Source organism: Enterobacter chuandaensis (assembly GCF_003594915.1).
Lineage (GTDB): Bacteria > Pseudomonadota > Gammaproteobacteria > Enterobacterales > Enterobacteriaceae > Enterobacter > Enterobacter chuandaensis.
This window is the reverse complement of the sequence record NZ_QZCS01000021.1, coordinates 16,133-36,251: the sequence shown is the minus strand read 5'-3', so window position 1 is coordinate 36,251 and position 20,119 is coordinate 16,133. Positions and strand designations below refer to the sequence as shown.

17 protein-coding genes are annotated in these 20,119 nt (G+C 47.8%); 7 read left to right on the top strand and 10 right to left on the bottom strand.

Annotated elements, in window-relative coordinates:
• The first annotated feature begins 46 nt into the window (after nucleotides 1-46).
• Nucleotides 47-1,369, top strand: coding sequence for a PTS sugar transporter subunit IIC (locus D5066_RS21905; protein ID WP_119917207.1), 1,323 nt, complete (start codon nucleotides 47-49; stop codon nucleotides 1,367-1,369).
• A 15-nt stretch (nucleotides 1,370-1,384) separates the two neighbouring features.
• A complete protein-coding gene (locus D5066_RS21900) occupies nucleotides 1,385-2,101 on the top strand; it encodes a GntR family transcriptional regulator (protein ID WP_080327804.1) in 717 nt (238 codons plus the stop codon).
• A gap of 42 nt (nucleotides 2,102-2,143) precedes the next feature.
• On the opposite strand, the gene ldtB is transcribed toward D5066_RS21900, so the two are convergent.
• Complete coding sequence (gene ldtB, locus D5066_RS21895) at nucleotides 2,144-3,064, bottom strand: L,D-transpeptidase (RefSeq protein WP_080327803.1); 921 nt, start codon at nucleotides 3,062-3,064, stop codon at nucleotides 2,144-2,146.
• A gap of 621 nt (nucleotides 3,065-3,685) precedes the next feature.
• On the opposite strand from ldtB, the gene D5066_RS21890 reads away from it, so the two are divergent.
• Nucleotides 3,686-4,585: a hypothetical protein gene (locus tag D5066_RS21890; protein WP_119917206.1), complete on the top strand. Its 900-nt coding sequence runs from the start codon at nucleotides 3,686-3,688 to the stop codon at nucleotides 4,583-4,585.
• 79 nt (nucleotides 4,586-4,664) lie between these two features.
• Here the strand turns inward: D5066_RS21890 and D5066_RS21885 are convergent, their stop codons facing one another.
• On the bottom strand, nucleotides 4,665-5,981 hold the full coding sequence (locus D5066_RS21885; protein WP_119917205.1) for a DNA methyltransferase: 1,317 nt from the start codon (nucleotides 5,979-5,981) through the stop codon (nucleotides 4,665-4,667).
• Between the two features lie 205 nt (nucleotides 5,982-6,186).
• Between D5066_RS21885 and D5066_RS21880 the strand changes: the two genes are divergently transcribed.
• Nucleotides 6,187-6,828 (top strand): recombinase family protein, encoded by a 642-nt coding sequence (locus tag D5066_RS21880; RefSeq protein WP_119917204.1) that lies wholly within the window; start codon nucleotides 6,187-6,189, stop codon nucleotides 6,826-6,828.
• A 446-nt stretch (nucleotides 6,829-7,274) separates the two neighbouring features.
• Here D5066_RS21880 and D5066_RS22870 read toward each other — a convergent pair whose 3' ends face one another.
• Nucleotides 7,275-7,649 carry a hypothetical protein gene (locus D5066_RS22870; RefSeq protein ID WP_133300928.1) on the bottom strand — a complete coding sequence of 125 codons (375 nt, stop codon included), beginning with the start codon at nucleotides 7,647-7,649 and terminating at the stop codon, nucleotides 7,275-7,277.
• Nucleotides 7,646-7,951 (bottom strand): hypothetical protein, encoded by a 306-nt coding sequence (locus D5066_RS22865; protein ID WP_133300927.1) that lies wholly within the window; start codon nucleotides 7,949-7,951, stop codon nucleotides 7,646-7,648. Before D5066_RS22865 ends, D5066_RS22870 begins: the two co-directional genes overlap by 4 nt.
• A 589-nt stretch (nucleotides 7,952-8,540) precedes the next feature.
• On the opposite strand from D5066_RS22865, the gene D5066_RS21875 reads away from it, so the two are divergent.
• Nucleotides 8,541-8,846: a helix-turn-helix domain-containing protein gene (locus tag D5066_RS21875; RefSeq protein WP_032667125.1), complete on the top strand. Its 306-nt coding sequence runs from the start codon at nucleotides 8,541-8,543 to the stop codon at nucleotides 8,844-8,846.
• Nucleotides 8,847-8,915: 69 nt separating this feature from the next.
• Here D5066_RS21875 and D5066_RS21870 read toward each other — a convergent pair whose 3' ends face one another.
• The 3 genes from D5066_RS21870 to D5066_RS21860 form a co-directional block, all read right to left on the bottom strand.
• A complete protein-coding gene (locus tag D5066_RS21870; protein ID WP_119917203.1) occupies nucleotides 8,916-9,911 on the bottom strand; it encodes a hypothetical protein in 996 nt (331 codons plus the stop codon).
• A gap of 237 nt (nucleotides 9,912-10,148) precedes the next feature.
• On the bottom strand, nucleotides 10,149-10,451 hold the full coding sequence (locus D5066_RS21865; RefSeq protein ID WP_119917202.1) for a hypothetical protein: 303 nt from the start codon (nucleotides 10,449-10,451) through the stop codon (nucleotides 10,149-10,151).
• 94 nt (nucleotides 10,452-10,545) lie between these two features.
• Nucleotides 10,546-12,042: a recombinase family protein gene (locus D5066_RS21860; protein WP_119917201.1), complete on the bottom strand. Its 1,497-nt coding sequence runs from the start codon at nucleotides 12,040-12,042 to the stop codon at nucleotides 10,546-10,548.
• Nucleotides 12,043-12,076: 34 nt separating this feature from the next.
• Here D5066_RS21860 and D5066_RS21855 point away from each other — a divergent pair, with 34 nt between their 5' ends.
• Entirely contained in the window at nucleotides 12,077-13,672 is a 1,596-nt protein-coding gene (locus D5066_RS21855; RefSeq protein WP_119917200.1) for an ABC-F family ATPase, read from the top strand.
• 82 nt (nucleotides 13,673-13,754) lie between these two features.
• Here the strand turns inward: D5066_RS21855 and D5066_RS21850 are convergent, their stop codons facing one another.
• Nucleotides 13,755-16,118 (bottom strand): glycoside hydrolase family 31 protein, encoded by a 2,364-nt coding sequence (locus D5066_RS21850; protein ID WP_133300926.1) that lies wholly within the window; start codon nucleotides 16,116-16,118, stop codon nucleotides 13,755-13,757.
• 17 nt (nucleotides 16,119-16,135) lie between these two features.
• The gene (locus D5066_RS21845) at nucleotides 16,136-17,437 is read right to left on the bottom strand and encodes an MFS transporter (protein ID WP_080327800.1); all 1,302 of its coding nucleotides are present in this window, start codon (nucleotides 17,435-17,437) and stop codon (nucleotides 16,136-16,138) included.
• A gap of 288 nt (nucleotides 17,438-17,725) precedes the next feature.
• Here D5066_RS21845 and D5066_RS21840 point away from each other — a divergent pair, with 288 nt between their 5' ends.
• A complete protein-coding gene (locus tag D5066_RS21840) occupies nucleotides 17,726-18,799 on the top strand; it encodes a LacI family DNA-binding transcriptional regulator (protein WP_119917218.1) in 1,074 nt (357 codons plus the stop codon).
• Here D5066_RS21840 and D5066_RS21835 read toward each other — a convergent pair.
• On the bottom strand, nucleotides 18,796-20,052 hold the full coding sequence (locus tag D5066_RS21835; protein ID WP_119917198.1) for a DUF1479 domain-containing protein: 1,257 nt from the start codon (nucleotides 20,050-20,052) through the stop codon (nucleotides 18,796-18,798). The two genes, D5066_RS21840 and D5066_RS21835, sit on opposite strands and share 4 nt — an antisense overlap.
• Nucleotides 20,053-20,119 lie beyond the last annotated feature (67 nt).

Genomic DNA, 20,119 nt, shown 5'->3' with positions numbered 1-20,119 from the left:
ACGCTGCCGGGCCGTTTTTGTGACTGATTGATGGGAATTATCCGCTATGTCTGAAGCAAAAATAACACCGCACATGCAGTCTTTTGTCGATAAATTTGTTGAGTTCTCGGCGCGCCTGGCAAACCAGGTGCACCTGCGCTCCCTGCGCGACGCCTTCGCCACGGTGATGCCGATTTTCATCCTCGCCGGTCTGGCGGTGCTGGTGAACAACGTGGTGTTCCCGTGGATTTTTGAGGGCGACACGCTCGCGCAGTTTAAGGTTTGGGGCGAGGCGATCGTCAACGGCACGCTGAACATTGCCGCGCTGCTGCTGGCGCCGATGATTGCCTGGTCGCTGGCGCGCAACAAAGATTTCGGCAACCCGGTCTCGGCAGTGGTTATCGCCGTCAGCAGTTTTATCATCATGATGCCGATGCGCTTACAGATTACGCCCGTCGGCAGCGACGCCGCGGTGAACGTCACGCAGGTGCTGACGTTCGCCAATATCGGCTCTACCGGGATTTTCGCCGGGGTGCTGATCGGGCTACTCTCAACGGAGCTGTTTATCGCCATTTCGCGGCTGAAGGCGCTGCACATTTCGCTGGGGGAGAACGTGCCCCCGGCGGTCAGCCAATCCTTTACCGCGCTGATCCCAACCATTCTTACCCTGTCAGTGTTCGCCGTGCTGGCGGCGCTGCTGACGAATGTGCTGCACACGGATCTGATCCACCTCATTACGACCTTTATCCAGCAGCCGCTGCGGCTGATCAATACCAGCCTGCCGGGGACGATTTTCATCTACAGCTTCGGTAACTTCCTGTTCACGCTGGGTATTCATCAGTCGGTGGTCAACAGCGTGGTGCTGGAGCCGTTCCTGCTGATTAACACCAACGAGAACATGCTGGCCTTCGCCAACGGACAGCCCATCCCGCACATCATCAACAATATCTTCGTGCCGACGTTCGGCATGGTGGGCGGTACCGGCAGCACGATCTCGCTGCTGATCGCCATTTTTATCTTCTCGCGGCAACAATCGGCGAAACAGGTGGCGCGTCTGTCGCTGGCGCCGGGCCTGTTCAACATCAACGAGCCGGTCATTTTCGGCCTGCCGATCGTCTTTAACCTGCCGCTGATGATCCCGTTTGTGCTGCTGCCCGCCATTGGCATTTACTTTGCCTGGCTCTGCACCACGCTGGGGTTAATGTCCCGCTGCGTGGTGATGATCCCGTGGACCACGCCGCCGATCCTCAGCGCCTGGCTGGCGACGGCGGGGGACTGGCGGGCGGTGGTGGTGCAGTTGGCAATCATCGTATTTGGTGTATTCTTCTACCTGCCTTTCCTCAAGATTGCCGAGCGAGTGGCGTTGAAAAACAGCGGGATAGAAAACTAACGGTAAGGAAGGACGATGGCGGCGAAGTACATCACCATAGCGCGGGAAATTAAGAAACGTATCATCACCCAGCAGTACGCCGCCAATGAACCCCTGCCGGACCAGTTTGCGCTGGCGGCGGAGTTCAGCACCAGCCGGATGACCATTCAGCAGGCCATGCGCCAGCTTATCGTCGAAGGGCTGGTCTATACCCGTCAGGGGCAGGGAACGTTTATCCGCAAGAATTTCCTTCAGCTTTCCCGGTGGGATCTCTCCGGCAGCGACTACTTCGGCGCCACCAAAACCTGGGAACATCTGGGTACGGTCACCAGCCAGGTGGTGCATTTTGAACTGCGCTTCCCGAACGAAAAAGAGCAGGCGTCGCTGATGATTAACGCCGATGCGCCTGTTTATGACTTTATTCGTCTGCGTTTGCTGAACGGGGAACCCATGTCGCTGGATTCAACGATAATGCCGATGAATCTGGTTCCCGGCCTGACGAAAAGCCATCTTGAAGGTTCGGTGTTCCAGTACGTGCAGGAGACGCTGGGGCTGAAAATTATGGGGTCGTATCGCGTCGTGCGCGCGCTGAAGCCAAACGCGCTGGATATGCAGCACTTAATCTGTGAGCAGACCGATCCGGTGCTGGAGGTGGAGCAGGTGATTTACCTGGAGGACGGCACAGCGCTGGAGTACGCCCATTGCCACTATCGCTACGACCACGGCGGGATTGTGATCGTCAATAACGGATAAAAAAAAGCGGGCATCGAAGCCCGCTTTTTTAATGTTGCTCTATCAGTTCAAACGAACCGGCATACCGGAACGGTTTTGAATCGCCTGGTCAACGATGGTCGTTTCCACGTCAGCCTGAGAGGTCACGGACTGCACCGCGCTGTTCAGCGAAATTGGCACGATCTCGTTGTTGTTGATCTGGTCTTCGCTGGTGGACAGCGGGTTGTGCACCTCAATATAACGGCTGCCGTCTGGCTCAGACGTTGCTTTCACCGGTTCGTTGATGAACTGCACGCGCGTACCGACCGGCACGTTTTCGAACAGGAACTTAATGTCGTCGTTACGCAGACGCACGCAGCCGTGGCTTACGCGCAGGCCGATACCGAAGTTGGCGTTGGTCCCGTGGATGGCGTACAGGCGGCCAATATACAGTGCGTACAGGCCCATAGGGTTATCCGGACCTGCCGGCACAACGGCGGGCAGCGGTTCGCCAGCAGCGATGTATTCCGCGTGCATTTTCGCGGTCGGCGTCCAGGTTGGGCCCGCTTTCTTACGCTCAACTTTGGTGGTCCAGTTCAGCGGGGTGTCTTTGCCCAACTGGCCGATACCGATTGGCAGCACGATAACGGTGTTAGTACCTTTCGGATAGTAGTACAGACGCATTTCGGCGCTGTTGATCACGATGCCTTCATGAACGGTATCCGGCAGGATCAGCTGCTGAGGGATGTTCAGCACGGTACCCGCTTTCGGCAGATACGGATCAACGCCCGGGTTGGCTTCCAGCATGTTGGACAGGCCCAGCTGATACTGCGCAGCATAGTACTCCAGCGGCTGCGTGTTACCCTCAGGCACCGTCACCACCTGGTTTTGACCCACCAGACGGCTTCCGTCTGTCGGCAGGGGATACGTCACCGCAGACGCGGTCTTACAAAAACCTACTACGGCTAACGCCGCCGCAAAAAGCGTTGTTAATTTCATGTTCATGTTGTGCGAGGTATCTAAGCCATTCTGGCGATGAGTTGATAAGTCTGAATCTGTGATGGGAGCGCATTATATGTGCATTCCCGCTAACAGGGAATTCAGATGTGTACGAAATCACATTTTTTTCGATTTTGTTAAAGTTTAGTGGATCGCCGCAACACGGGATCTCAATTCGGAATTGTGGCATAATGCCGTGTTTATCACACTTTTCGCAGGAATCTCCCCGTGTTAGTTACCAGCAACGTCACAATGTAGTTTCAAAGTGAAAAAAACGTATGTTTTGTGTTTGAAGATGGTTGATGGTTGATGGATGACTGTGCCAACTGAAGGGAGTTAAGAAGATCTACAGTGTTAAAGTTGGAATAGCTATCAATGTTCAGATTAAAGAACCATCCGTTATCATGAAAAGTTGTTTGTTATGCAAAAATGGCATATAGGTGATATTGCTTATATTTTATAATTATATAATTTCTCCCCCACTCGAAACTGGCTCAGTTTGGCCTAAAAGAGTATAAGTATACTATATAAAAACACAGTGGTCTTTCAAATCGAGCTATATCAACAACTTGAGATTTAGATGGAATAAGAGTATTGTATATCAAAATATTTTAAAAGGATTTTGATATGACTTTTAATATTAACAGTTATTTTGCAATGATTCAAAATCGATTGGATGTTGTTACTGCTATCCCAAACTCTAGAACTTTTCCGGAATTTCTTCCTCAGAGAGTTAGTAATTATACGCCAATGATTCAGTTGTTTAGAGAAATTGTAATGACTTCTCAAAGTAGTTATGACGTGTTATTTAAAATCCGCAATCCGGGCGCTTTTAGCGCTGATGTGCGTATGTCTTTATTAAAGATTTTTAGACGATGTGTATGCACTGTATTAGATACAGAGGCCACAAAAAAGATTACTAAAATAGCTACTAGCGATTTATATAATGCTTTTGGTGAATTGTTTAAAGATATAACAACATTACAGGCGCAATTTTCAAATATCACCAATGAAGAGATTTGCTCATTAGCATCTTTGTTAGGAGAGTACGATGACCGCGGACAGCAAGGTTATGTGCTGACAGACATGTTTTTTGATTGGTTTGAAGAAAAATTAGGTTCATATTTCTCAATTGACGGTCCACGAGGGGCTGGTCGCGATATTGAGTTAAACACAATCTTCCCTCAATTTATTGGTTCATGTCCGTGCGATTTCATTATTAAGGATTTATTTGCTAATCAAGTAAGGGCTATAGGCTTTGCTCGGTATGATAGCACCCGTGGAGGATCGCAATCTGATGACAGAACCGGAGGAAATAATGATAAAGTTAATAAAGCAATGCAGTTTAGTCTCCAGTCTGGTGAGAACTTTAAAATAGTATTTCTTTCGGATGGGCCGGGACTTACTCACAATGATACTTGGTATGAAACCTGTTATCTTGATGGTCAATGGGAAGGTAATGTTAGAGTTACAACGTTAAAAACAGCAGATGATAGAATAACTGAAAAGTGGTTATTAAATCATTAATGATTTGTAATTATAACAGAAGTGATATGAAGACAATCAGTGTAATACAGTTGTCTTCATACACTTAACTAAAAATCAGTTAATTAAACTCATTAAGCAGTAACTCAATTTCTTTTGTATGTTTTGTATAAACGTCATCATCAACAACGAAATTAAATTCTTTGTCAGATAATTTAAGAACTTCATTTTTTACTGTGGGTTTTGTATTAACAAAATCCCCCATAGGTTCTAAACCGAAGTTTAATCTACGAATAGAAGTTACTATTGCTTGGAAAGATTGATCTATGCCCAACCATTTCCTATCTAATTCTTGAGCTGCGTGTAATGTTGTCCCTGAACCGCAAAATGGGTCTAACACTAGATCGCCAGCTACAGTACTTGCTTCAATGATCTTTTTCAACATGTCAAAGTTTTTTTCCGTTGGATAACCAGTAATTTTTATACTTTGATGATGCGCATCTCTAAACTTGTCCCAATAATCTGTCAAAGGTAATTTCTTATCTTGTGAAAGATAAACTTTTCTTCTTGGGTTTCCTGTTTTAGACCAATGAATCTCGCCCTTATTAGCTAACTCCTCTAATTTTTCAGGTGACATCTGCCAGTGCTTTCCTGGAGGTGGATTCATACCTCTCCAAGGTTTTCCTGTTTCACCATTACGCGTACCTGGAGCATGTATGGGAACTAATTTAAAAAGACCTTTTTCATCTTTTTTATTATATTCTTTTGAAATCCAATCTAGCTCTGCTGGCATTCCTGGGTTATCAAATGCCATATTTTTTGATTTACTGTAAAATAAAATATAATCGTTAATGTTTGGATACTGATTTTTAGTATAGTTTTTGGAACTACATTTTTTCCTAACAATTAAGTTTCTGAAATTATCCTCTCCAAAAACCTCATCCATGATGACTTTTAGATGGAAAAGCATCTGATGACCAATATGAATATAAATGCTACCATCATTGGCAAGAAGTTCACGCATAAAAATCAATCGACGACGAATAAATTCCAGCCAAGGAGCTGTTCCCATTACATCACGATAAGCATGTTTGAGATCTCTGGATTGAAAATCCATACCGGTACCATATGGAGGGTCAAGATAAATTAACTTAACCTTTGAAGTGTAAGTTTCAAGTAATTTTTTCAATCCAAAATAGTTATCCGCTAAAATCAAGCTATCGGTAGGGATTGAATTGATATATTTTTTACTGTTTTTTTCAAAAGCAATATATTTTTGTTTTACAGGTTTTAATAATTCATCTTTGGGGATTTTATTAGGATAAACAAAGCAAATACTTTGATCATTTGTTGGCAAAGCAAACGGCTCACTTTTAGCTGAATCTGCCAACAATGAATCCATTGATAATTGCTCTGATTTATTAATGCCAGTAGCCATACTCACTTAATCCACTAGAATAGAATAGTTGTAAACATTATATCTTGAAACTGTTTATTTGTACAGTGTTTTAATGGTGGTTATTGTATGTGCGTTAATTTATATGAAGATAAATGAATCTCAGGGACGCCAATAATTAATAACCAGTTGGGCAGATGTACATATCGATCGTTACTGGTTATAATTTTATACTAAAGGAGGCAGTATGACAATTTACGCATATACACGAGTTTCTAAAGCTGATACTGAAAATGGTACTACGGACAACCAAATTACTCAAATAAAATCACACGCTCAAGTTTTTAAAATATTTTCAGATGTGAACGTTTCAGGCTCAATTCTTTTCTCTCTACGGCCAGAAGCGCAGAAGTTAATTAGCGAGTTAAAGGACGGCGATACGATCATTATTGCTAAACTTGATCGTGGATTCCGTGATACAGCTGATTGTCTAAACACCGTTAAGTGGCTTCAAAAACGAAATGTCACGTTAAGAATTCTTGATATTGCGCTTGACGTATCTACCCCGATTGGTGAAATGATTTTGACCATTATGGCTTCAGTGGCAACTTTTGAACGCAAGCGGATCGCTGAACGTATCAAAGATGGTTTTGCAAATGGTCGTAAACAGGGTAAAAGTTATGGTTATAAGCTGGAAGCTGTACATCGCTCGGTAGCAATAAGGTCGTCTAAACGGCGCCAGGAAGCTTTAGAACGTTATGACATGATTCGTACAAATCTGAGTGAGTTAATCGCTCAGAACGCTACTGAGGCTCAAATGTTGGCTCATTTGAGAATGTTAGGCCAACCTGTTTCTCGCACAACATTGCGTAATGCTCTTGGAAAGTAGCTAGTAGCGATACAGAATTTACTGCTCAAAATACGTTCAATTTGCTTCACGAAAACTGTGGTATCGTAAGTATAATGCCTTTACGACCACTTATATCTGACAAGAAAAATGAAGCATTTGTTATTTGCTTTAAAAATTGAGTGTTATAATGGTTCTAGAAGTTATCTATTATTTACTACTACTAACTAAGCCTAAGAAGATAGAATGTGGCTTTGCCACATGCATCGAAGATGCATGATTATCATTAACGAATGCATTTATTATTTGCTTTAAAAAATGAATGTTATAATGGTTCTACAGGTTTTCTATTAGTTATTATTACTAACTAAGCCTGAGAAGATAGAATGTGGCTTTGCCACTGCATCGAAGATGCATTATAGATACGATCATGTATAATTCCACAGATCGTATCTTTACTGATAGTAGGTTTAATGAAATAGGATAATTTACTTACAATTACTCACTGTTCCACTAGCAATAACTTCCTGACTGTCCATTATTGATATCTGCCCTTTGCCAGTACGACTATCGAACCAGACTGTAGTGCTACCAGTATTATCTTCTTCATGGTAGGTATGCTGTGTTCCTTTTTGTGAATGCTCGCCAACCAATTCCAACTTGGTACGAGTTATTTTACCTGTTTTTTCATTAGACACGATAGCGAAACAAGTTGGTGCGTTATTAGCTTTTTGTATTTCACTTGGTGGAGAAAATCGATCTCGCATTTGATTTCCGAAGTTAGTGAGTTCTTCCATATTTACAGAATATGCAGAAGCACCAAACGAGAACGCTAATAAAGAAGCTAAAACTAATCGTTTCATTTGCAACTCCCTGTTAAGTAAGATAAGACCTCATTGGTCTTGTTTTCTGTCATTATCATTGTTGCTGATAGTGTTCGACGATCTACTTCAAGTTTAATTTTATATCCTTGGTCATCTGATTCGTAGATGAAGTATTTCTCATCATCAGACAGTTTACGGCTTTTAAACTTATGCGTGTCAGTTACACCTGTGCCGGATTGTTTATAAGAACATTCAAAATCTGGAATTGGCTCCTTATTACAACCGGTAAGCATTACAACGGAAAAAATTACTGCCAGAGGTAAAATAGAAGTTTTTAACATTTTTGACCTAAATAATGTTTTGCTAATTAGAATTGAGCTTTGAGGCTTCGTCGATCTCACGTTCGACATCCTCGCTTCTGGACACCCGACCACGTAGATGTGGTGCTGGACATTTTTTAGCCTCCCAAGTCTGCTGTGTTAAGGATTTGTCTACCGAGTAACTGGTGGTAGTCGATAGACATGGGTAACAGGTATGGATTTTCCTTCTGCCACCATCTAACTAAGTAAGTCTTAGTTATGGATGCATTATAAACTAAGATTTACTTAGTGTAACCATACCTAGATTGACTACAGTTGTTTATCAAGAAAAACTACGGGAAGAATCATTAAAATTAATTTAAATCAATGCATTAGTCTGTTTTAGAGAAGCTGAAAGAAACTATAATTTACTTGATGAAATTCGTATAAAACCATAGTCGGTAATCATCTGCATCTACGGGTAAGTCGGCCTAACAATCATGTATTTTTACGGTTAAGGGAGTTTATTAGCAGTTAATAACTATATAAAACCCACTTGCTAAGTAATCCTTAGTAAATTTGCGATTTAAAACTAAGAAAATCTTAGCCAAAGAACTTGGCTGAGGTTTATATGCTTATAAAAAGGTTGAAGGAAGCTCGTCTTAGGGCTGGGATTTCACAAGAAAAACTTGGTGTACTTGCAGGTATTGATGAGGCCTCAGCTAGTGCTAGGATGAATCAATATGAGAGAGGAAAACATACTCCAGATTTTGATATGATGTGCAAACTTGCGAAAATATTGAAAGTGCCGGAGAATTATTTCTATACTATTGATGATGTTATGGCTGAATTGGTATTGAAGTTTAATAAACTAAGCGGTAATGATAAGAAAGAAATAATTAACCATATCAATAGGTTATTGAAATATGAGGGATAGTGATAATCTAAATTCACTATATGTATTTGGTTCTGTTTTTTTGGGGACTAGAAATCAGTCCCTAATTTGTCATTCTTTATCTTTGCTGTCTTTTATCTTGACATTAGCATCAATCTTTATTTTTTTCTCAGTTCGGTTTGCTGATTCGAAAGTTTTTTCAATAAACAAAAGCCATGCAGACCAAATTACTTTAAAAATTAGTAAAAGTAACTTCAACAAAACAGGCACGAAAAGTATCAATGCTATTATAATTGCGAAAGGGATGTATGAAGATATTTTTTCCCTCATTATGTTTTTCTCATCGACTAATTGTATTTTTTTAGTAATGTCGTCTACGCATTCTATTTTTGTTTTGAATGCTCCCGGTGTATTATCTGATGCTATAGCTATGTGTTCAGAACATGTATTATAAGTCGGACCTGCCATCCATCTTTGGACATATCCACCATTGTTCTTCACTTCTTCTTGCAGTGGTTTAATTGTGTCAATTATATGTTTATCAATGTTGTTTATTTTTTCAATTATATCACTTTGGTTTTTAGAAGCTAACGCATATGTTTCTTTAACTTCTTTTTCACATTCAATTTTTGATTTAGGTTTATCTCCTTCAAATGTTGGTACGAATGTTTTTCCTAAACAATCAATAGTTGGATAAAGCATTTTATAAATTGACTGGTTTTCTGATTCGATATTTATATATGTTATTATTCTTTTGTTCCCAAGATATTCATACTTATATGCGTCATAATCAAAGTCCTTGTTTTTTGAAAGGATATCTGTTTTTATTTGGGTTTCTCTTATCTTTTGTGGAGACTCTGGTTTACCTTGCCACATAATTAATTGCTTTGATAAATTTTCTTTTTCCTTCTCTAACTCATTTATGTTGTTATCAATAAAGTATTTCCCTAGTTTTTTTTCTAATCCAGTCTTGCCATTGGTTTCTATACTGTCTGTGTAAGAAGTATATTCTCTATAATGAAAAACTACAAAAGTAATTAAAATGGTCATTGCCACTCCAATAATTGAGCAAAACAGGACTGTTTTTTTCTTAAGTATAATGCTCATTTTTGATAGAACTCCAGATGAGGTTAAGCGTTTCTTCATTTTAACATTAGGAATTAAAAACGAAAAGAGTTTTAATAAAGAAAATAATTGTTTATTATAAGAAGGCAATGTTGATTTATAAGTGTAATGGTCTTAACAAAAACATATGAGCAATATAGCGTCAGGTTAAATATGCTCTTAAGTATTAAATATGGAGTAAATATTTACTCCATATACAATTATGTAAAACCCTATAGGTTATTTAAATAAATCAGATATTATTTTATCCAGTTCAGGGTTGTCATGGTTAATTTCCCCTCTTGTTATGTCTGGTTCCTGATAATCATCATAATACTCGACCAATTCATATCCATCCTCTGGTATCCCATTAATACTGATAATTTCATATTCCTTCATTTTAGAAATATCGTACCCGAATTCTTCTGCCTGTTCCCTTGTTAGTACTGAAATCGTATAAGGCTCTCTATGGACTATAACAACATTGTTTTGTTTAATATAAACCATTTCGTATCTGTCTTGAGTGATTTTATTAGTACTCATTAGGAATGTCTTTATTTTATAAATAATAAATGTTTTAGCGCGAAGCCCTATATGTTATATGATGTTAAGGCTGATAACAATATGTTTAGAGTGATTAATCTTCATTCGCTAGAGATTTAGTAAATTCTAAAAGTTTATTTGTATCAGATCTAAAACTAATATTTTCTCCGTCCCAAAGGAAATTCTGTGAGTGTCTGTTTCTGTACAAAACCTTTATTCTCCATTTTTCACCAGAATTAAATATGATGATTTTTTCAATAACGCGTTTTAACATCATGTTCAGTTCCTGAGGATCTTTGATCTCCTGCAATAGGTTAAAGTTAAATGCCTTTTCAGAAACGACAATACTGTTTTGTTGATTAATTTTTTCTTCTGTTATTTGTAGTTTATCCTCAAGGTTACTTATTGTTTGTATTACACTCATAGGAATTTTTGATAGATTGAGAAGCATGTTGTTTAACTCTTGAATCTTTGTTTTTATTGTTTCTTTTTCCGCTAATAATGATTTGTCAAAACTGGTTTTTTTCTCCATTCTGAGTTCTTTCATTATCCGATAGAGTGCTATTTCTATGTTTTTAAAATTTCTTGTGACATTACAATTACCATCTCTTGCGTTAGCGCAAACATGATATTGATATGTTTTCCCAGAAGCAATGTGGAATTTTCTTACGAGTGCTCCACCACACGAGTGTTTTAATAACCCTGTAAAAGGATTATTTTCAGATTTATATCCGGATTTATTCTTTTTATGATCAGCTTGCAAAAGCATGAATTCTTCTTTGCTGATAACCGAAGGGTAATAGTTCTCAACAATATCAAGAAGAATCACTTCTCGATTCTTAGTTGTTTCTGAAGTTTGATATGCTCCGTAAAGTGCAACGGAATTAATCGTTTTCCCAACAGTCGTATGATTCCACCCAGTAGAACGTAATGGTTTATGACATTCGTTGTTTAAGATCTTGGCTATTTTATGTGTTCCATATCCTTTTCGTCTTAACTCGATGATCCGTTTAACTGTGTCAAGCCTTTCACTAAAAACAAACTTATCTTGTTTTCGTTCTAACCAGAAAGGGAGGACTTTATTGATGACTTCACCGTTTAAGGCTCGTTTGCGCTGTTGTGCTTTCGTCTCACGTAAACGTTGAGACTTTTTCTCAGACTCTTTATGCGCAAGATCGGCAGCCAGAGCTATCCTAATGACACTTACTAGATCATTGACGGATTCTCGATTTAGTAATAAGCCATCAACCAACGAAGCGATGAAGACGTTGTTTTGCAGAATTGACTTAATGATTTGTTGGGTTACGTCGATACCTCGACGGCTCAGACGGTCCAGCGATTCAATGATGATAGTCGAGCCTTGCTCAATTTGACCATTCTCAATTGCTTCGAGCATATCTCCAAGCGAAGGCCTGTTTCCCTCTTTGAATGCTGAGATTCCGAGATCTTGGAAGTTCTTATCTGATAGAATTAGACTATTAGCATGTGCATACTGTTCTGCAAGTTCGATTTGGCGCCTTACAGAGTCGCCTTGTTCCTGCTTCTTTGATGAAAATCTTATGTAAGAGTATGCTTTTCCGTTTTGTTTCATATACACCTCAGTAACTTACAAGAGAGTATCAATTTTGCTTCTTTGCAACAATATCACTATGCAGTTTGGCAGTAAGCCGCTGTTCGAAAACATTTCCGTCAAATTTGGCGGCGGCAACCGTTACGGCCTGATTGGCGCCAACGGTAGCGGAAAATCCACCTTCATGAAGATCCTCGGCGGTGACCTGGAGCCGACGCTCGGCAACGTGTCGCTCGACCCTAACGAGCGCATCGGTAAGCTGCGTCAGGATCAGTTCGCCTTCGAAGAGTTCACCGTGCTCGACACCGTGATCATGGGGCACGCGGAGCTGTGGGAAGTGAAGCAGGAGCGCGATCGCATTTACGCGCTGGCCGAAATGAGCGAAGAAGACGGCTATAAAGTGGCCGATCTGGAAACCCAGTACGGCGAAATGGACGGTTACTCTGCGGAAGCGCGTGCGGGCGAGCTGCTGCTGGGCGTGGGCATTCCGGTCGAACAGCATTACGGCCTGATGAGCGAAGTCGCGCCAGGCTGGAAGCTGCGTGTGCTGCTGGCTCAGGCGCTGTTCTCTAACCCGGACATCCTGCTGCTCGACGAACCGACGAACAACCTGGACATCGATACCATCCGCTGGCTGGAGCAGACGCTGAACGACCGTGACAGCACCATGATCATCATCTCGCACGACCGTCACTTCCTGAACATGGTCTGTACCCACATGGCGGATCTGGACTACGGCGAGCTGCGCGTTTATCCGGGCAACTACGACGAGTACATGACGGCGGCCACCCAGGCGCGTGAACGTCTGCTGGCGGATAACGCCAAGAAGAAAGCGCAGATTGCGGACCTGCAGTCCTTCGTCAGCCGCTTCAGCGCCAACGCCTCAAAATCGCGTCAGGCAACGTCGCGCGCCCGTCAGATCGACAAAATCAAGCTGGAAGAAGTTAAAGCATCCAGCCGTCAGAACCCGTTCATCCGCTTCGAGCAGGACAAGAAGCTGTTCCGTAACGCGCTGGAAGTGGAAGCGCTTACCAAAGGCTTCGATGAAGGCCCGCTGTTTAAAAACTTCAACCTGCTGCTGGAAGTGGGCGAGAAGATCGCCATTCTGGGCGCCAACGGCGTGGGTAAATCCACTATGCTGAAAACCCTGGTGGGGGAACTGCAACCGGATAACGGCACCGTGAAATGGTCTGAAAACGCGCAGATTGGTTACTACGCGCAGGACCATGAATACGAATTCGAAAACGACCTCACCGTCTTCGACTGGATGAGCCAGTGGAAGCAGGAAGGCGACGACGAGCAGGCGGTGCGCAGCATTCTGGGGCGTCTGCTGTTCAGCCAGGACGATATCAAGAAGCCAGCCAAAGTGCTCTCCGGTGGTGAGAAGGGCCGTATGCTGTTCGGCAAGCTGATGATGGAAAAACCAAACATTCTGGTGATGGACGAACCGACCAACCACCTGGATATGGAATCTATTGAGTCGCTGAACATGGCGCTGGAGATGTATCAGGGCACCCTGATCTTTGTCTCTCACGACCGTGAGTTCGTCAGCTCGCTGGCGACCCGCGTGATCGAAATTACGCCAGAGCGCGTGGTGGACTTCACCGGTAACTACGAAGATTACCTGCGCAGTAAAGGTATCGACGGCTAAAAAAAGCCCGGTGGCGCTTCGCTTACCGGGCCTACGGATCAGTTTGTAGGCCGGGTAAGGCGAAGCCGCCACCCGGCATTGTTCAGAGCACCCACTCGCCCCCTTCAACCCCGTTCACCAGCAGCGTACGTTTTTCCCCTACCGGCAACGACACCTTCAGCGCCTTCCACGCCGGACGATAGTCCCCGCGCGCGTTGACCTTCAGGTTGATGGTTGCGCCGTCGCACACCATTTCCCACTCCACCCACAGCGCATTGCCGTTCTGGTAGCCCCAGCTTTCGCCGTCGTCTTCAAACAGCATTCCTGAGGTTGTCCCCACGCCCTTCACCGGGAACAGCTTCAGCTCGCGGGTATCGTCTTTATCGGCGCTCACGTGACGGATGCGCTCGCTGAGCGGAAGAGCGGCACCGGCGCGCACCAGCAGCGGAAGTTGTTCCAGCGGGGCATCGAGGACGATCGACTGGCCCCCCGCATACCACGCGTGGGTGTAAAAATCGTACCAGCCGGTTTCGTTATCCGGCAGCCAGACGCGGCGCTTGCGCTGCCCGGCTTCAACGACGCTGGCCACCAGCAGGTCGCGGCCCAGCAGGAAGTCATCGCACTCTTCGAAGGTCTGCGCGTCGTGCTCGTGGTCGAGGAAGGTCGGGCGCAGCATCGGCTCGTCGTCGGCGTGCGCCTGCCAGAGCAGGGTGTAGAGGTACGGCAGCAGGCGGTAGCGCAGCTCAATCGCGCCGCGAATGGCGGGCGTGACGCCCGGGTACATCCACGGCTCGTTCACGGTGTGGTCATCGTTCCACGAGTGAATGGTAAAGCGCGGATGCATCACGCCGTTCTGCACCCAGCGCACAAACAGCTCTGCGTCCGGCTTGTCGCCGGAGAAACCCCCGACGTCGTGGCCGACGTTGAAAAGCCCGGACAGGCTCATGCCCAGCCCCATGCGGATGTTATAGCGCAGGGTGTCCCAGTTAGTGCGGTTATCGCCACTCCAGGTCTGAACGTAGCGCTGCATCCCGGCACAGCCGGAGCGGGAGATGAGATACGGACGTTTTTCCGGCGCGAAACGCTGCTGCGCTTCCAGCGAGGCGCGCATCATCAGTAGCGGCATCACCGGGCGAATGTGCTTGATGGCGATCTCCTTGCCGAAGCCAAAGCAGCGGGCTTCCCCGTCCCACACTTCATATTCGTTGTTGTCGTTCCAGGTGGAGTCGATACCCATCTCCAGCAGCTGCGTGGTGACGCCGTTCTGCCACCACTGCACCGTCTGCGGGTTGGTAAAGTCGAGGTGCGAGCCTTCGTCATCCCAGAAGCTGGAACGTTCGGGTGCATCGGTTTCTGAATCGCGAATGAACAGGCCGCTCTCCGCCACTTCGTTATAGCGCGGATGATCCTGCAGCAGGCACGGCTTGATGTTGGCCGCAAGCTTCAGCCCCGCATCGTGGAACGCCTGGCTCATCACCTTCGGCTGCGGCACCTTGTCGTAGTTCCACTTAAAGACGTAGCGCTTGCCGTTGATGGAGGTATAGCCGGACGAGAGCTGGAACGAGTCGCACGGAATGGCGTGCTCTTCGCACAGGCGGATGAAGTTCATCAGCTGGTTTTGCGCATCCGGCGCGTCAGTGTAGTGCATGGTCGAGCCGCTGTAGCCCAGGCTCCACTTCGGCCCAAACAGCGTTTTCCCGGTCAGGCGTACGAAGGCTTTGGTCACGTCCAGCACGCGCTTGCCGGTAAAGATGTAGTAATCAATATCACCCGCTTCCGCCTGCCAGCGACGGTAGGCGGTGTGGTAGTTGTCGATCTCGTTGCCCAGATCCAGCCAGCAGCTGCTCAGGTTGTCGTAGAACAGGCCGTAGCTCACGTCATCGCGGCGGGTGATAGTGAACGGGATGTGCTTGTACAGCGGGTCGGTGCTGGCCGCGTTGTACCCCATCGCGTCAAGGTTGCGCATCTCGTAACGTTTGCCGTTGCGCTGCAGATCGCCCGCTTTCTCGCCCAGGCCGTAGAAACGCTCGTCCTTACGGCGGCTGAGGTAGTGCGCCACGCCGTCGCCGTGGGCGTTCAGCAGGTAGGCGCTGGTCGGACGGTCATTGACCAGCGGCTGCCACTCGCCTGCGTCATTGCGGTAGTGCCACTCCAGCCACAGGGGCTGGTGGACGGTCACGCGCAGCTGTTCAGTCGCTACGGTTAATGTGTCGTCCTGCTGCGTCAGCGTCCAGGCCGGGCAGGAGAAACCGCTCAAGTCGTCACGACGGCGGCCTTCCCACGGCACGTCTTGTTCCGGCGCGATGCTCCAGGTGCGGTCCAGCGCCAGCTCGCCTTTGCGCTTAATCAGCACGCGGAACAGGTTCTCTTCCAGCACATACAGGCACAGGCGGTGCTGGTTATCCACCAGCAGTTCCAGATGGTTCGCCGACTGCGTATCAACGGTCCAGTTTTTCAGGGTTTTCATATGCAATACATCCACTATCAGGCGCGCTTGGCGCGACGTTCAGCAATAAATGCTACCAGGAAGACAGCGCCAATCAGGTCAAAGAAGCCCATGGCAATAAAGAGCGGGTTAAAGCCGATTTTGTCGGCGGTCACCCCGATTAACAGCGAGAACAGGAAGCTGGCGATCCACGCCGCCGAGCCGCGCATGCCGTTGACGGTCGCCATCTGGCCTTTGTCGAACGACTCAACGACCAGGGCACTCAGCATGCAGGAGATGATCTGGTGCCCGAAGCCGCCGATGGAGATCAGCACGATGGTGATATACGGGTCGCGGGTCACGGCGACGACAGCGAGAGAAATCATCAGGAATGCGCCGGTGACGGAGCTTGCGACGACCGAGTTCACGCGGGTGCAGCCGAACCAGCGGGTGTACAGGCGCGTCAGGTAGCCGCTTGCCACGCTGCCGAGGTCGGCGGCGAGGAACGGCAGCCAGGCGAACATCGCGATCTGCTTCAGATCCATGCCGTGCTCTTTGGCGAGGTACAGCGGCACCCAGAAGCTCAGCACCGCCCAGGCCGGTTCCGCCATAAAGGCCGGAATGGCGATACCGTAAAAACGTTTGTTTTTCGATACAGTTTTCAGCGCCGTCAGGAAGGGCAGCTTGACCGGTGCGGGTTCGTTATCCTGCTTAATAAACGCCAGTTCGTCCTTGCTCAGGTTCGGGTGCTGTTCCGGGTTGTGGTAGAACACCCACCAGAGGATCACCCACAGCAGCGCCAGCACGCCGGTGAACATAAACGCACCCTGCCAGCCGAATGAGGCGTGCGCGAAGTAGATGATAGGTGGGGCCAGCATCGCGCCGATGGAGAAGCCCACGCCCGCCCAGCCGGCGGCAACGGGACGCTCCGATTTCGGAAACCATTCGCCGATAGTTTTAGCGTTCGCCGGAGTGGCGGCGGCCTCTGAGGCGCCCATAAAGAAGCGCAGAATCGCCAGATGCAGCCAGCTTCCGGCGCCCGCGTGGAAGATACACATCAGCGCCCAGATCCCGGCGCAGACCATAAAGCCAATCTTGAGGCCGATAACGTCGATCAGCCAGCCGCACAGGGGCTGGAAAATGGTGTAGGCGATCTGGAACGCGCCGACGATCCAGGAGTATTGCTCGGTGGTGATCCCGAGGCTCTCTTTCAGTTCCGGAGCGAGGATCCCCAGCGAGTTACGGGTGATGTAGTTAACGGTGACGCCAAGTAAGAACAGCACCAGCACGTACCAGCGCAGGTTCTTGATGACGCGACGGGTTTTGCTGGTCGCAACGGTGTTATTAATGTCCTGACTCATTTTACTCTCCACAAGACGGACGGTAAGGGGACGGAGGTTCAGGTGTCACACAGATTGTTATGCCTTTGATTTCTATCCGTTTAGAATACTTAAGTTGGTATACAACTAGTATGGAAGTTGTGTGACAAGTTCACCTTAAGGGAGAAAATGAGCAGGCAATAGCGGATTTTGTGCAAAATTTCTCATAACTGACCTTAACCCTCTGGCATGATGGCTTTTATGTCAGTTATTGCCTGATGGATACGCTATGAAAATTTTTTCATTTCGCAAATGGAGCCAGATCACAAAATGGACAAAAGGCTAAAAATCACCGAAATTGCGGCCCGGACGCAGCTCTCCATCAGCACCGTCTCGCGCGTGCTGGCGGGAAAAGCGAATACCAGTGAAAAGGCGCGGGCTAAGGTACTGGCGTGCGCGAGGGAGCTGGGGGTGATGGACGGCATGGCGGCGGGGCGCTTGCTGCTTAACAGCCTGGTGGTTTTTGCTCCTCAGCGTGCCTTTGACGAGCGGTCCGACATCTTTTACTACCGCGTGATCCAGAGCGTGAGCAAAGGGCTGGCCTCGCACGAGGTTCGCCTGCGCTACTGCGCGCTGGAGGAGAACGACAGCGATGCCCAGCTGTTTCTGGCACGCATGAACGAGCCCGATACCCAGGCGGCGATTCTGCTCGGTATCGACGATCCGCATATCCACGATCTGGCGGTGGACGTGGGAAAACCCTGCATGCTGATCAACTGCCGGGACCGCCACATGCGCCTCCCTGCCGTCGCGCCGGATCATCGCGCCATCGGCGAGCGGGCGGCAGAGTACCTGTTCGAGATGGGGCACCGCGAGGTGATGAACGTGCTGTGCCTGCGTCGCTACACCATGGAGCTGCGCCTGGCGGGGATCCGCGACGCGTGGCACGCCCATAACCTCAGGTTTAACGACAGGCGCGACCTGCTGGTAGTGCCAAGCTTCAGCGCCAGAGAGACGGAGCAGCTGGTGAGTGAGTGGCTTAACCAACAGCAGGGAAAAGACCTGCCGACGGCGTTCCTGGTCGGGGGTGACTTTATGGCGGCGGGCACCATCAGCGCGCTGCAAAACCACGGTCTGCGCGTGCCGCAGGACGTCTCGGTGATGAGCATTGACGGCTTTAACCTGGCGGCGATTCAGGATGTGCCCTTAACGGCGGTGCATGTTCCCCGCGATGAGCTGGGAACGGAAGCGGTGCATATGCTCCAGCAGAGGCTGATGCGCCCGGACGCGCCGGTAGGAACGTTACTGCTAAACGGCACGCTGGCCGTGCGGGAATCGGTACGGCGGATACGTCAGGGGAAACGACGCACCGCCGTGGAGCGGGAAGGGCTGTACGACAGTTAAGCCATGCCCAGCGCGCGCTTGCCGTGGATGTTGAGATCGTTCACGGTAAAGCGGCCCTGCCAGCTCTTTTCATAATCTTCACGCGGGAAGTCTCCCGGCGACGCGCCGGTTTCCAGCGCTTCCTTGACCTTTTTCGCGTAGGCGAGGTTTTTCTCGCACATTGGCGCGGCGGGGATGTACATCACGTTGCCCCAGCCCTGTTGATTTTCCACCGGCGCGACGGAGTGGATCACGTCGCAGTGCCACCACACGGAATCGCCCGCTTCGAGTGCCGGAATGCTGGTCAGCGCTTCGATGAGCAGCGGGTGCCACTTCTCGGAAATCGGCAGCACGCGCCCCGGCGCGACGCCGCAGAGTTCATCTTCCGGCACGTCGTCCAGCAGCGGACGCAGCAGAATGTACGCCATCGCTTCCGGGATCGGCACCACATGCAACAGGCCCTGTCCGGGGATCATGTCCGACAGCGCCGTCCAGCCCTGGAAGGTGCGGAACACCGAGCACTTGGTGGTGTTATCCACGGTGTACTCTTCCACTTCGGTGCGGTGCGCGGCGTTCCACGGATCGTATTTCTCGACGTTGCCGTCAAACACGCGGGCAAACACCTGCTGGTAGGCCGGCAGCAGCCAGCGCTCCAGCGCGCCGGAATCGGTGTGCGCGCCCAGCCCTTTGGAGGTCGTTCCCGGCGGGCGGCGGCGGATGCGGTCCGGATAAATGACGCTCACGTCCGGGTCGAACCACTGCTTGCCGTTGCTCTCGAATGTCCATAAACGGTTCAGGAACGACTGCACCTGCGCCATCTCTTCGCTCTGGCGCGCCTGCATCTGCGCCTGCGACCAGTAGATCGGGTAAATCTCCGGACGGGAGGCGGTTAAGGTGCCGAAGAAGTTATCGCCTGGCCCTTTGTAGACCTCGTCAAACTTGTTCAGATCGAGGTAGTCGAGCATCGACTGATCCCACGCCAGCGCCTGCTCGCGCGGGAAGTGACCTTTAATCACCGCGCAGCCGCGGCGTTTTACCGCTTCGCGCTGTGCTTCTGTCATCGTGCCGTTTTTCACATCGGCAAACGGAATCACCGGCCAGACGGATTCACCTTTGTTTTTAAGGGCGTTGATCTCCGCCACGCGGGTGGCAATTTTATCGCTGAGCTTATTAAACACCGCCTGCACGTCGCCGATCTGCGCGCGTAACTCACGTTTTAACTGACGGATTGCCGCTTTGTGATCCGCTGGCAACGTTTCACTGGTAAAGGTCATAACTGCCTCGCATCTTTCATTCGAAAGTAAAAATGTCTACAAGTGATACTTTAAGTTAAAAATAAGT